The 13,002-nt window shown below is 62.0% G+C and carries 12 protein-coding genes; 9 read left to right on the top strand and 3 right to left on the bottom strand.

What is annotated here, in order from left to right; genetic code table 11:
• Nucleotides 1-12: 12 nt before the first annotated feature.
• Both P0M12_RS08855 and P0M12_RS08850 read left to right on the top strand, forming a co-directional pair.
• Nucleotides 13-1,446 (top strand): FUSC family protein, encoded by a 1,434-nt coding sequence (locus P0M12_RS08855; protein WP_065351491.1) that lies wholly within the window; start codon nucleotides 13-15, stop codon nucleotides 1,444-1,446.
• A gap of 58 nt (nucleotides 1,447-1,504) precedes the next feature.
• Nucleotides 1,505-2,104: a TetR/AcrR family transcriptional regulator gene (locus tag P0M12_RS08850; protein ID WP_030536496.1), complete on the top strand. Its 600-nt coding sequence runs from the start codon at nucleotides 1,505-1,507 to the stop codon at nucleotides 2,102-2,104.
• A gap of 21 nt (nucleotides 2,105-2,125) precedes the next feature.
• Here P0M12_RS08850 and P0M12_RS08845 read toward each other — a convergent pair whose 3' ends face one another.
• Entirely contained in the window at nucleotides 2,126-2,566 is a 441-nt protein-coding gene (locus tag P0M12_RS08845) for a VOC family protein (protein ID WP_064112402.1), read from the bottom strand.
• Between the two features lie 173 nt (nucleotides 2,567-2,739).
• Between P0M12_RS08845 and P0M12_RS08840 the strand changes: the two genes are divergently transcribed.
• Nucleotides 2,740-3,903, top strand: coding sequence for a lipase family protein (locus P0M12_RS08840; protein ID WP_065351490.1), 1,164 nt, complete (start codon nucleotides 2,740-2,742; stop codon nucleotides 3,901-3,903).
• A gap of 62 nt (nucleotides 3,904-3,965) precedes the next feature.
• On the opposite strand, the gene P0M12_RS08835 is transcribed toward P0M12_RS08840, so the two are convergent.
• Nucleotides 3,966-4,697, bottom strand: a complete 732-nt coding sequence (locus P0M12_RS08835; RefSeq protein WP_030536498.1) for a TetR/AcrR family transcriptional regulator C-terminal domain-containing protein — start codon at nucleotides 4,695-4,697, stop codon at nucleotides 3,966-3,968.
• 284 nt (nucleotides 4,698-4,981) lie between these two features.
• Between P0M12_RS08835 and P0M12_RS08830 the strand changes: the two genes are divergently transcribed.
• The 6 genes from P0M12_RS08830 to P0M12_RS08805 are packed head-to-tail and all read left to right on the top strand — an operon-like array spanning nucleotide 4,982 to nucleotide 12,039.
• Nucleotides 4,982-5,866, top strand: a complete 885-nt coding sequence (locus tag P0M12_RS08830; RefSeq protein ID WP_230793261.1) for an ABC transporter substrate-binding protein — start codon at nucleotides 4,982-4,984, stop codon at nucleotides 5,864-5,866.
• On the top strand, nucleotides 5,863-7,425 hold the full coding sequence (locus tag P0M12_RS08825) for a multicopper oxidase family protein (protein WP_277377601.1): 1,563 nt from the start codon (nucleotides 5,863-5,865) through the stop codon (nucleotides 7,423-7,425). The genes P0M12_RS08830 and P0M12_RS08825 overlap by 4 nt, the downstream gene beginning before the upstream one ends.
• A 10-nt stretch (nucleotides 7,426-7,435) precedes the next feature.
• Nucleotides 7,436-7,783 carry a cupredoxin domain-containing protein gene (locus P0M12_RS08820; protein ID WP_050656040.1) on the top strand — a complete coding sequence of 116 codons (348 nt, stop codon included), beginning with the start codon at nucleotides 7,436-7,438 and terminating at the stop codon, nucleotides 7,781-7,783.
• Entirely contained in the window at nucleotides 7,780-9,594 is a 1,815-nt protein-coding gene (locus P0M12_RS08815; RefSeq protein WP_277377600.1) for an ABC transporter ATP-binding protein, read from the top strand. Before P0M12_RS08820 ends, P0M12_RS08815 begins: the two co-directional genes overlap by 4 nt.
• Nucleotides 9,591-11,324, top strand: a complete 1,734-nt coding sequence (locus P0M12_RS08810) for an ABC transporter ATP-binding protein (protein ID WP_277377599.1) — start codon at nucleotides 9,591-9,593, stop codon at nucleotides 11,322-11,324. Before P0M12_RS08815 ends, P0M12_RS08810 begins: the two co-directional genes overlap by 4 nt.
• Before the next feature lie 25 nt (nucleotides 11,325-11,349).
• Nucleotides 11,350-12,039, top strand: a complete 690-nt coding sequence (locus tag P0M12_RS08805; protein WP_019745580.1) for a YdcF family protein — start codon at nucleotides 11,350-11,352, stop codon at nucleotides 12,037-12,039.
• Nucleotides 12,040-12,134: 95 nt separating this feature from the next.
• Here the strand turns inward: P0M12_RS08805 and P0M12_RS08800 are convergent, their stop codons facing one another.
• Entirely contained in the window at nucleotides 12,135-12,971 is an 837-nt protein-coding gene (locus tag P0M12_RS08800; protein WP_042925930.1) for a hypothetical protein, read from the bottom strand.
• Nucleotides 12,972-13,002: the final 31 nt, after the last annotated feature.

Raw genomic sequence — 13,002 nt, 5'->3', positions numbered from 1 at the left:
CTAGTGAAATAAATGTATGCTGATTGGGTGAGCCGAACCGAAACCGCAGCCAGGACGCCCAGCCGTCTCACTCATTCGAGTGAGGCCATTGCACATACCGTCTCCGGGGCGACGTGGCGAGCGGCTTTTCGCGTCGGATCTGCCGACGCGACCATCGCCCCCGCGATCAGGGTCGGGCTCGCCACCGCCGTAGTCCTCGTGGTCGGCGGACTGCTCGGGCATCGGGAATTGGCCGGCTTCGCGGCCTTGGGCGCGCTGTGTGCCGCGTTCGGCAGGTACGAGCCGTATCCACGGTTGGCCGGCAAGCTGGCAATGGTGGGTGCTGCACTGGTGGTTTCGATTGCCTTCGGCGGCGCCATGGGTGTCGCGGGCGTTCCGATGTGGTTGCAGATCGGCATCCTCTCTTTGCTTGCGGGTGCGTCGTACTGCTTCATGTCAGGCTTCCGGATCACCGGGCCAGGGCCCGTCATCCTCGTCTTCGCGGCGACCGGTGCAGCCGGATATGCCTCCAGCGTCAATGATTTGGCGCGGTTGGTCACTGCCGGTGCGCTCGGAGTTCTGGTCGGTTGGGCGGCCGCGATGCTCCCAGCGCTCGTACTGCCGATGGGACCTGCCCGCCTGGCAGTTGCCCGTGCAGTTTCTGCGGTGGGGCGTCTCGAACAGTCCGGCGCAGACGGAGTGGAACCGGCGCTCGGATCGATTGCCAACGCCCGCTTGGTTATTGCGTCGAGTGGCCGGATCAAGTCGACCGTCGATCACGGACGCGAACTGGTGGCGGTGCTCGACGAAGCAGAAGCGGCAGTTCAGGAGTGGCAGTTGCACGGCGACGCCACCCTGATTCGCAGCATCGCTCGGCACGAGAAGGAGCTTCGGAAGCTCAAGCGTTCCAGCATGATCGAACACGATCTCGCACCGGCAAAGAACCTGGCCGCGCCCGAAGGCTATTTTCTCGAAGGATTGAATCGGCTGTATTCGCGCCCGGTGCGGATGAATGCTCTCCGCATCGTGGCAGCGTCGGCTCTGGCCGGTTGGCTCGCGGCGGGAGCCGGGTTGGAGCATCCGCTCTGGGCGTCGATGGGTGCCATCGCCGCGATGCAGGGGCTGAACTACAAGCAGACCGTCCAGCGTGGGATTCAGCGGTTGGTGGGAAATGTCGGTGGCGCCGTCGTCGCTGCTGCTCTCATCGCATTGACGCTCGGCTACTGGCAAGCGGTTGCCGTGGTCGTGATTCTGCAGACTGCTGCTGAGCTGCTCGTGATCAAGAACTATGCACTGACATCACTGGCCGTCACCCCGATGGCACTGCTCCTCATCGGTTTCAGTGCTCCGATCGGGACCGAAGCGGCAGTGGCTCGCGTCGCGGACACTCTCATCGGCGTGGTGATCGGTGTTGTCGTCGCCGCTGTGACGATCAGTCGATCGGATCGCCACCACGTCACCGTGTAACCGGTACTGCCGTGTTTCCGGTACTGCTGTGTTTCCGGTACTGCGTAGGCTCCTGCAGGTGGAGGACAGCACGCCGGTCGACGGCCGGAAACTGCGTTACCAGCATCGCCGTGCCGAATTGCTCGAGCAGGTAACCGCGTACGTCACGGCGAACGGCGTCGGTGAACTGTCCATGCGGCCATTGGCCAAGGATCTGGGGATCAGTCATGCGACACTCATCCATCATTTCGGTTCGAAGGAACAACTGCTCACTGAAGTGGTTGCCACCCTGCGAGACAGCTCTTCTCTCGACATCTCTTCCGGGACCGACATCGTCGAGATGTTGACGAGTTACTGGAATGGGCGCACATCAGCGGAATCGTTGCCGAACTTTCGCTTGATGTTCGAGATCTACGGACAGGCGTTGTTGCATCCGGAGCGGTATCGCGAGTTTCTCGACCATGTGGTGGGGGACTGGTTGGGTGGTTTGGCGGAAGCTGCGCTCGCGCACGGATGTCCACCCGATCGCGCTGATCGCTACGCGACGATCGTGTTGGCGCAGATTCGCGGGTTGACGCTCGATCTGGTGACCACCGGTGACCGCGTCAGAATCGACGCGGCGTTCGCCGAATTCGCGGCTGCGATGGGCGCTCTGGCCAGCTCCTGGAAGGCGATCTGACGCTCCGAATGCCGTGACGCTTCAGGCGATCTGCTCGAACAGGGACACGATGATCCCTTCAGGCCCCCGGACGTAGGCCATGCGCACGCTGTTCTCGTACTCGCCGATCCCGCCGATGAGTCCGTAACCGTCCGCAGCCACCGCGTCGACCGCAGCCTGGAGATCGCCCACCTCGAAAGACACGTTGCGTATCCCGATCTCGTTGGCCATCGGAGCAGGCGATCCGGGTACGTGCTCGGGCGTGACGAAGGACGAGAGCTCGAGCCGTGATCCTTCGCCCGGCGGGCGCAGCATGGCGATTTCGCACTTGGCTCCAGGGATACCGCAGACGGTTTCCACGAACTCACCCTCCACGGATCCGGTGCCCTCCACCTCGAGACCCAGACCGACGAAGAATGCCGTCGCTGATTCGAGGTCCGCGACGGTGATGCCGATGTGGTCGAAACGCCGTACGTGTGCCATGGACACATCCTCCTACTGTTTTTCGTGCGGTTCGATGCTAGGTCGGAGTTGGGGCCGGAATCTCGACATATACGTTTCACGAAGCTGCAAGATTTTGCTTGACCGATCGGTTAAACAAAATCTACGATAACGTCCAACGAGGTCGCCCACCGCACGAACCGGAGTCGTCAGACGTGAAATTCCAGTCGAAGTCGTTTGCCCGCATATCCATCGCAGCCCTCTGTGCTGCAACGATCGGCTCCGCCGTTGCTGCGCCCATCGCGTCCGCACAGGCACCGAGCGCGTCGCAAGCCACCGGCACTGTGGTGTCGAGTGAGCCGCTACCGAAAGATCTGTGGATTCCGGGTACCGCCGACGCCAAGCGATTCACGTACTGGACCATCGGTTCCAACGGCGGGCCTGCGCTGAGCAGTGGCGCGTACTACGTCCCGGACGGTCCGGCACCGGAAGGTGGTTGGCCCGTCATTGCGTGGGCGCACGGCACCACGGGACTCGACGATTCCTGTGCCCCTTCGCTGGTCGGTCCTGGCCTGCCCGAGCGCGACTACCCCTACCTGGGGCGTTGGCTCTCCGAGGGCTACGCCGTAGTCGCCACCGACTACGTCGGTCTGGGAACGCCGGGGCTGATGCCGTATCTCGACGGAAAGGTGGAGGCGCACAGCGTAGTCGACTCGGTCAAGGCGGCACGGGTCATCGACTCCTCGATCTCGAATCGTTGGGCAGTGGTCGGGCAGTCGCAGGGCGGCGGTGCGGCCATCACGACGGCCCGCTACGCAACCGAGTATGGAGGGGATTCGCTCGACTACCGCGGTGGCGTGGGTACCGGAGTGCCGGCCAACATCGAGTTGACCCTCCTGCCTGCCGGTCCGGGCTTCCCTCCCATCGCCCTCGGCGGCGGGTTGACGTCGTACGCGCTCTACATCCTCGCGGGCTTGCGGGAAGCGCACCCCGAGATCGACTTGAATTCCTACCTGAACGACTTGGGAAGGGAAAAGGTCGACTCGGCCGAAAAGCTCTGCGCCGCAGACCTGGACGAGGCATCCAAGGATCTGGTCCTCGGTGACATCTTCTCCCGCCCGCTCAGTCAGATCCCGAACTTCCAGGGTCTGCTGAACGATTACATGGGTGTACCGACCAGTGGATACGATCGCCCCATCTTCATCGGCCAGGGCTTGCTCGACGTGGATGTCCCTGCACCGTCTGCGCTTTCGCTGGTTGCAGCGTTGGTGGCCAACGGTGAACCGGTCACGTTCAAGACATACAACACCGACCACAGCGGCGCTTTGGTCGAATCACAGGCTGACACGATTCCGTTCGTCGCGAACCTGTTCCGTTAGACATATCGAGAATCCAACTCATCCGAGGGTCGCTGTCGCACAACTGCGACAGCGACCCTCGGTCATTTCTGTGACTCCTTGATTGCGTTCAGCCGCGCCTCGAGGCCGTCGAGGACACGGTCGAGTGTGTAGCGATAGTGTTCTGCCCGTGTTGCTTCCGCAGCATCCGGTGGACCGGCGAACTTCCCGATCAGTGTCTCCATCGATGAACGAGGATCTGAGGGTCCGTCGTTACTCAGTCGTTCCAGCATCGCGCTGTGATCGGGTGAAGGCTGTCCGCTGGGAATGCGCCTGGCGTCGTTCATGGCGATCAGTGTGATTGTCGAGGTGAAGGCGACGGTGTAAGCCTGAGCGGCTTCTTCCCCGAACCCGGCGTCGATCAGCGATGCCAATCCGGCCTCCATGAGTTCCCGGCTGCGCTGGGTGGCAACTCCGTTCATCAGCAGCCACTGTGCCGCGCCTGGACACTCGATCAAGGCCTCTCGCATCTGCAAGAGCAGATGCGTCAGCCATTGACGCCAATCTTCTTGTGCGGATGGCACGTTGACGGCCGACACCGCACTGTCGACCACCGCAGCCGAGAGTGCGTCCCGATCTCCGACGAGTCGATAGACGACGGAGAACGACGTATCGAGTTCGCCGAGCAGCTGCCGCAGCGACCAGCCCTCGACTCCGTGCTCGCGACTGAGCCCGAACGCCACGGTCAGCACCGCGTCCGCAGTGATCCCGGTGTTGTAACTCCGGCGGCGCTGTGATTTCGCGGCGGACTTCTTGTCAGGTGATGGCGCAGTCATGGTCCGACCGAGCTTAGTGGCGTCGGATCGCGTCGCGTAGTCGACGCAACCGATTGACGGATGAACTTAGGTGAGGTTTACTTGCCAAATCCGAGCAGTGCTCCGATTTGTATCGAACCCCCGATTTTTCGAAGCTGAAGGACATTATGAAGTTGAAAACGCGACCCGGTTACCTATCGAGGCTGGGAGCTTCGCTGCTGGTCAGTGTCGTTGCCCTGACTGCGGCCGCCTGTAGCTCGAGTGAGGCGGGACCGACGAGGGAACCTGCCGAGGGAACGCGTGTTGTGTCCCACGAATTCGGTGAGACGTCGGTTCCGGGCGACCTCGGGCGAGTTGTTTCCCTCGACGAATACGCCGCACTCGGTCTCCTTGCCGTCGGCATCACCCCTGATGTGGTCTTCACGTCGTGGGGATCGGAGATCGGCCAGGACATCTTGGCGTCAGCTGGTACCGAGGTGGTCACGGTGCCGCCGCTCGGTGCACCCCCGATCGAGCAGGTCCTCGCCCAGGATCCCGGACTGGTCATCTTCACGTCGATGGGCGATCGGAGCTACTACGACTCCCTCGCATCGACCGTCCCCACAGTGCCGGTCCCGGCCGTCACCACTCCGTGGCGTGAGAATCTTGCCTTCTTCGGACGCGCCTTTGATCGTCAGTCGGTTGCCGACAAGCTGACCGTCGCCTTGGAGGGCAAGATCGCTGACGTCTCTGCTCGGTCCGGTGGTGAAGCGAACACCGTGTCGGTGCTGATGAGCAGTTCTGGAATCCTTGCCACCACCACCGAGCAGGCGCCGCCGTCCTTGTTGTTGGCGGAGAGCGGCTTCGGGCGTCCGGAATCCCAGCGATCGAATGCCGCTGGAGGACTGCCGTATGCGCCCCTGTCCGACGAGGCGATCCCGGCGCAGGATGCTCGGATCGTGGCCGTGTTCGACGAGGGCGTGTACGAGTTCGGCAAGGTTGCCGGTGTTCCCGGGTTCTCGAGTCTTTCAGCGGTGCAGGAGAACCGAGTGGCCAAGGTCAACGGAGACATGTGGCTCGCCACTCATCCCTTCGCCACTTTCTGGATGATCGAGGACATGGATGCCATGGCTGCCGGCAATCTGACCGGCACCGGAACCGAAGCTGTTGCCGCGACGCGCTATCAGGAATTCACGGCGCTGACGGCATGAGTTCGAGTGCGTTGAGTCGGCGCCTGGCTCTGCGATGGGGAGCGGTGACGCTCGGCTCTGCGGCTGTGGGTTCTGCGGCTGTGGGTTCTGTGGCATTGAGTGCGTGCAGCCGTGGCTCGGCGAACGAAACCGGTTCTGAGATTTCACCGTTCGACGACGAAGTTCGTGCTGCCGAACAGGCGAGATTTCATAGCGGGCGCACAGTCGAACGGAATCTGACAGCTGCACCGGCTCGAGTGAGTCTGGGCGCCAGAGAGGTCGACACATGGTCGTACGGTGCGGAAGCAGTTGGCCCGGAGCTTCGAATCTCCAAGGGAGACCGGCTCAACGTTCTTTTGCAGAACGACCTTCCGACGGAGACCTCGGTGCACTGGCACGGCATTGCGATCCGCAACGACATGGACGGCGTCCCGCCGGTCACCCAGGAACGAATCCAACCAGGTGCCGAGTTCACCTACGACTTCGTGGCCCCGGATCACGGAACATATTGGTACCACTCCCATTCAGGATTGCAGGCCGATCGAGGGTTATTCGGTGCACTCGTGGTCGAGGACCCGAACGACCGGACCGGAGCCGACGAGGACGTCGTCATCGTGATCGACGACTGGCTCGACGGGCTGGGAACAACCCCGGATGCAGTGCTTCGCGCATTGTCACCGGACGTGCAGGGAGGACACCACGGGCACGGCGGCACTCCACCGGAAGTCGATGGTGCAGAGATTGATTCTGCCGCAGAACTTCTCGGCAGTGGTCACGGAAATTCCGAGGCGCTCGGTGGAATGGCAACGCACATCACGTATCCACTGCACCTGATCAACGGACGGCCTGTGGAAGATCCCTTCGTCGTCAGTGCGACGGCCGGAACTCGGCTTCGATTGCGGGTGATCAATGCCGGGGCGGAGACTCCGTACCGTTTCTCGGTCGCCGGGCACGAGATGACCGTTGTCAGTGCTGACGGGCAGGACGTTGCCTGCACAGCCGGAGACGAGATTCTGATCGCACCCGCGCAGCGATACGACGTATTGGTGACGGTGCAGTCCGGCTCGTGGCCCATCGCCGCGAAGGTGGAAGGGAAGTCAGGTGGCGTCGCGTGCCTGCTTCGGACGCCGGATTCGGTAGCGGTCGTCGACCTGACTTCGCCTGCAGTGCTGTCAGGTTCCGGCGGTCGGCTCGTTCTGGAATCGGAGCTTCGCCCGTCAGGAGCGCTGGAGCAGAGGGCACCGGATCGTGCGTATTCGGTGGATCTCATTCAGGCCGGCGATCGATACCTCTGGGGAATGGCGGGCGCCGATGCAGGTCGGTTGAGAATGAAGCAGGGCGAGCGAATACGAATCGTCATGAACAACGACACCGACATGTGGCACCCGATGCACACCCATGGGCACACCTTCTCGGTTCCCTCCTACGGCGGGCTTCGCCGAGACACCGTGATCGTACTTCCGCGTACACAAATGGCGATCGACTTCGACGCCGACAATCCAGGACGGTGGATGTTTCACTGTCACAACGCGTACCACTTCGAGGCCGGGATGACTGCCGACCTCCACTACGTTCGATGAGGAGAGCAGAATGTCAGTTCGCACCGGATTGACCACATTGATCGCTGTTGCAGTGGTATTCACACTGACGTCGTGCGGCAACGATTCGACGGGATCTACCGAGCAAGCGCCGGTCGAGATCTCGGTGAAAAACCTTGCGTACACACCGAACTCCGTCACCGTGCACACAGGACAGACCGTCACGTGGATTTTCGAGGACCAGGGAATGCCGCACGATGTCGTGTTCGCCGAGTTGGGGATCAAGAGCGATCTCCAAGGAAGCGGAACCTACAGTCAGACCTTCGACAAAGCCGGAACGTTCACCTACACGTGCACACCACATCCGAACATGACCGGCACGATCATCGTCGAAGAGTGAGTGCGGCAATGAAAGTGAACGAGTCCGCAGCCCCGGAAGACTCGCCTGGACTCGTCGACCGAGACGCTTTGGGCAGGATGATCGCGCCGGTGAGAAATCAACTCCTCCTAGGGGCGGGTCTGTCGGCACTGTCGGTGCCGTTGCGATTCCTGCCCTACGTTGCGGTGGTCGAGATCGCGCGGGTGCTCCTGACCGACTCGTCGTTGAACCTGGTCTGGCTGTGGGCCGCAATCGGTGCAGCGGGCACAATTCTCGGTTTTGTCGTCTACAACGCAGCGCTGACCGTGTGCCACACCGCCGACGCGCATTTCAAATACTCGATCCGCTCGCGTATCGCTCGGCATCTGTCCCGAGTTCCTCTGGGGTGGTTTGCAAATGGTGGCACCGGTGAAGTGAAGCAGGCGATGACGGACGACGTGAAGCGGATGCATCTTCTCGTCGCTCACCTTCCCGCCGACGTGGTGCCCGCGATCCTGTCGCCGATAGTGGCCCTGATCTATCTGGTGGCGATGGACTGGAAGTTCAGCCTGGTCCTGGTCGGCTACATCGGAGTGTGTCTCGCTCTCGCCGCGCCGTCGATGCGCAGAGCCTATCGAACGAACGTCGACTCCTGGAATCTTGCAATGTCGACATTGACCTCTGCGACAGTAGAACTGGGCGACGGTATCGAGGTTGTCAAGACGTACGGGAGTGGGAGTCGCGCATTCGCGCGCTACTCGAGCGCTGTCGATTCGATGGTTGCGGTGTGCGTGCGATGGATGTCGGGGATGGGAAGGCCGGTGGTCGCGATGTCGATCCTCCTCTCACCGGCGGTACTCATCGTGGTCATCACGGCGACGGGAACTGCAATGTTGTCCGGGGGTTGGATTACCCCGGTAGCTCTTGTTGCCTTTCTGGTCGTCGGAATCGGTGTTCCGTCGTCGGTTCTGCACATGGGAACGATGGCCAACCTCTACCGCGAAGGCCAACTGGGAGCGACTCACGTCGAGAGCATCCTCGGCGAACCAGAGCTGGCCGAACCTCAGGATGCAGTGCCTGCTCGCAGCACTTTGGTCGAATTCGACAGCGTCGGCTTCGAATACACCACTGGGCAGCGCGTCCTCGAGAACATCTCCTTCGAGATGCAGCCGGGCACCGTGACCGCGATCGTTGGCCCCTCCGGCTCCGGAAAGACCACTTTGGCGCGTCTACTTCCGCGGTTCTGGGACGTCACAGACGGGTCTATTCGACTGGGCGGAAGCGATTTACGAGATCAGTCCAGTCGCGAAGTCTTGAGATCGATGGCCATCGTCTTCCAAGATGTTGTGCTCCTGCGGGACAGCGTGCGCGAGAATATTCGGCTCGGTCGACCGGATGCAACGGATCTGGAAGTGGAGACAGCGGCGAGGCGGGCGCAGATTCACGACGTGATCATGCGACTGCCGGACGGGTACGACACCGAGATCGGTGGTGGTTCGGGCGGTGAGCTGTCGGGTGGGGAGAAGCAACGCCTGACGATCGCCCGCGCCATCCTTCAGAACCCGCCGATCGTCATCCTGGACGAGGCGACTTCGCAGGCCGATCCCCACAGTGAATCGGCCGTTCAACGCGCACTGGGTGAGATCAGTGCGGACGGCGGCACCCTGATGGTGATCGCTCATCGACTGCACACCGTCCGATACGCAGATCAGATACTCGTTCTCGACGCCGGACGGATCGTGGAAAAGGGTACGCACGAACAGTTGTCGGCGCTCGGCGGAACCTACGCGCGGATGTGGGCGCTCCAGAACCCCCTCGTCGAAGACATCTCTCCGCGAAAGGCGCTGCAATGATTCGCGACCTGGACGAAATCCTCGGACGCGGCAATGGGATGCGAGGTCAGATAGCAGGTTTCACGCTCGCTGGGATACTCGAGGGTGTCCTCTTTGCACTGATGATTCCGATCCTGAAAGCGGTGGTTCGCGGCGATTACGACGCCGCAGTGCCGTGGGTTGTCACGGCTGCTCTCGTGGCGGTGGCCTGTGGCGCCGTACGGTGGATCGCCGAGAATCGGGCGTACCGCATCGGAATCGATGGTTTTGCCGGTGGAATCATGCATCGCCTCGGTGAGCACTTGGTGCAGGTTCCGCTCGGGTGGTTCAGCAAGGCAAATCGTGGAGCGTTCACTCGCCTGGTCACCGAGGGCACGGCAATCTTGATGAGCATCCCGGGAATGATCATCGCGCAACTCGTCACCGTCACGGTGACTCCAGCGACAGTGGCGATCGCTGTCTTGTTTGTGGACTGGCGACTGTCTCTCGCGATGGTCGTCTTCGTTCCACTGGGGATTCGGGCTTACCGCAACGTGCAGCGTGCGGTTGTTCCCGAATACGAGGCGATCGGCAAGAGCGAATCCGAGTTGGCATCGCGCGTCGTCGAATATGCACAGGCGCAGCAAGTTCTACGTTCGGCCGGTAAGAGCGGCGAAGGCTGGACTCGGTTGGACGAAGCTCTTGTGTCCAACCGGGACGCACACCTGCAGGAAATCGGATCGGTCGACAAGTATCTGCTGCGCTTCATGATCGTCGTTCAGGTTGCCTTTCTCGCCGTCCTGGTTCTGGCGGCGCTGCTGGTCACCACCGGGTCCATCGACACAGCAAGCGTGATCGTTGTTCTCGTGTTGGCCGTGAGGTTCGTGGAGCCGATGCAGATGCTCGCAGGATTCGGTGAAGGTATCTCACTGGCCCGGGTGTCGCTCGGATCTGTCCGAGAGATGATCGATGTACCGGTGCTGGCGGAACCTGAGGTGCCGAAAGAGCCTACGTCGTATGATATTCGGTTCGATTCGGTCTCCTTTGGCTACGGCCCGGATCGCGTGATTTGTAACGTGAGTCTCGAATTCCCGGACTGCTCGGTCACTGCTCTGGTCGGTCCTTCCGGTTCCGGAAAGACAACTCTGGTTCGGCTGATCTCCAGATTCTGGGACGTCGACGAAGGTGCGGTATCCATCGGGGGAGCCGATGTTCGCGACATCGGAACGAGAGCATTGATGTCTCGGATATCGACTGTCTCACAGCAGGTTTACCTGTTCGACGGAACCATCCTGGAGAACCTTCGGTTGGCGAGACCGGATGCCACCGAGTCGGAGGTCCGTCAAGCAGTGGTGGATTCCAGGCTAGGCGAAGTGATCGACCGTTTGCCGAGCGGTGAGGCGACCAGGGTAGGTGAAGGCGGATCGCTGCTGTCCGGCGGTGAACGTCAGCGGGTCTCGATTGCGCGGGCATTCCTCAAGGACACTCCGATTGTTCTTCTCGACGAAGCGACTTCCGCCCTCGACGGAGAGAACGAAGTCGCCATTACCGAGGCAATTCACCGATTGGCCCGTGGTCGAACGGTGGTGATCATCGCTCATCGCCTGTCGACTATTCAGGGAGCAGATCGCATCGTCTACCTCGAAGACGGTGGGGTGGAGGAGGTCGGCTCCCACGAAGACCTGATCGCGCGAGGTGGGAAGTACTCGGATTTGTGGGCCGAGCGCAGTGGCGCGGAGGGATGGAGGATCGACCGAGCGCCTAAGCGGTGAAGAAACCGTGTGGTTTGATCGACGAATGGACGAAGCTGCTGCAGATCCAGTGAAACCGCCGCGCAAGCGCAGGTGGCCTCGTTGGGTCGCAGGCATTGCGGTGCTCGGAGCAGTTGTCTACGCGGGCTCGATCGTGTGGATTTCCGTGGCGTCGGCCGGCCATACGTCGGACGCCGCCGATGCTCCCGATGCTCCGGTAGTGATCGTGCTGGGCGCGCAGATCAAGGACGGTAAGCCGATGGCTTTCCTGAAAGGGCGGCTGGACGCAGCAGTCGAACTGGTGGAAGCGGGAAAGGCTAAAGCGGTCCTCGTCTCCGGCGACGCGAACGGCGGCTCGGGTGACGAGATCGCGGCGATGACGAACTACCTGGTGGAGCAGGGAATAGATGAGCGTCGCATCGTGGGGGATCCGTACGGCCTCGACACCTATGACACCTGCTTCCGGGCCATACATACGTATGGGGTGACCAAGGCGTTGATCGTCACTCAGGGGTATCACGTGCCCCGCGCTGTTGCATTGTGCCGAGACGTCGGCATCGACGCAGACGGTGTGAACAGCGATTGCGGGTGCGCAACTCCGACGCTGATCAAGAATGCCGCGCGGGAGTGGGTTCTTGCCAAGCCCAAGGCAGCGCTGGACATGCTTTGGAGTCGGGACGCAAAGGTGACGTCGCCGTCGGAGGACTCGGTCCAGGTGGCGCTGTCGATTCCCTGACGCGGGGTGAGTGCGCACGGTTTCTGTCGAGTGAACACACGCTCCGGAGAGTCGGAGCGTGTGTTCACTCGAGGTGAAGGGTGCTAGCTCGACAGTCAGATCAGTGCTGCGGCGGCAAATGCTCCCAGTGCGATCAATGCCGCGCCGGTGACGCTCTGCACGCGACGGTCCACGACGCACATGATCGAGAGGAATCCCGGCATCGAGCCACCACGCTTGGTGTGCACGATTGCCGCGAGGCTGGGCATGCAGCGGCCAAGGGATACGACCGTGAACAGCGCCGCCCCGAGAGCCGGTGTACCCGAAGCCATGACGCCGAGTGCCAAGAGGTAGTACGCACTCGAGCGGATGAAGATCAGAAATCCCGGACCGATGATCGCGCCGAAGATCAGCGAGACCTTCCACGGCGCCATCGTGCGGCGCAGATGGCGCGGAAGCTGTTGGCGCCGCATCGGAGTCGGCATGCTCACCGCACCCAATTCATGCAGCCCGTATGCAACCGCGACGACGGCCCAGACGCCCAGTGCCCAGCCGATCGGCACGTACCCGGACATCGCCGCACCGAGAGCGCCGATCAATGCCCCGGTGACGGCTCCCGTCGTGACCGAACCCAGAGCGTGCCAGCCGAGTCGGCGGACGGGAGTCGAGGATCCCTTCCGATCGACTTGCTTCGGCGCCGCAACAACTCCGGCGACGGACATTCCGCAGGTCGACCAGTTCGCGGCCAGCGACGTAACCAGTCCGGCGCCGATAACAGCTGTGGTCAAAGCTGTTGTCGCAGATGGCGTGGCCACGAGTGCGAGGCCGGCACCCGCAGCGGCGCCCGCCGCGACGAGGCTGACACGGGTCGCGGTGCCGACCGAGCCTTGAAGGGTCGGCCGGATGTCAGGGACGTCGGTCTGCAGTGGGCCGTGTGAGAGAACAGTAGTCATCAGATCCTCCGAAGTGTTTGTGGTTCAGGAA

The sequence above is a fragment of the Rhodococcus sp. RCBS9 genome, from assembly GCF_029457415.1.
Classification (GTDB): domain Bacteria; phylum Actinomycetota; class Actinomycetes; order Mycobacteriales; family Mycobacteriaceae; genus Rhodococcus_F; species Rhodococcus_F qingshengii.
The sequence above is the reverse complement of the archived record's forward strand: the minus strand, read 5'-3'. Positions and strand labels throughout refer to the sequence as shown.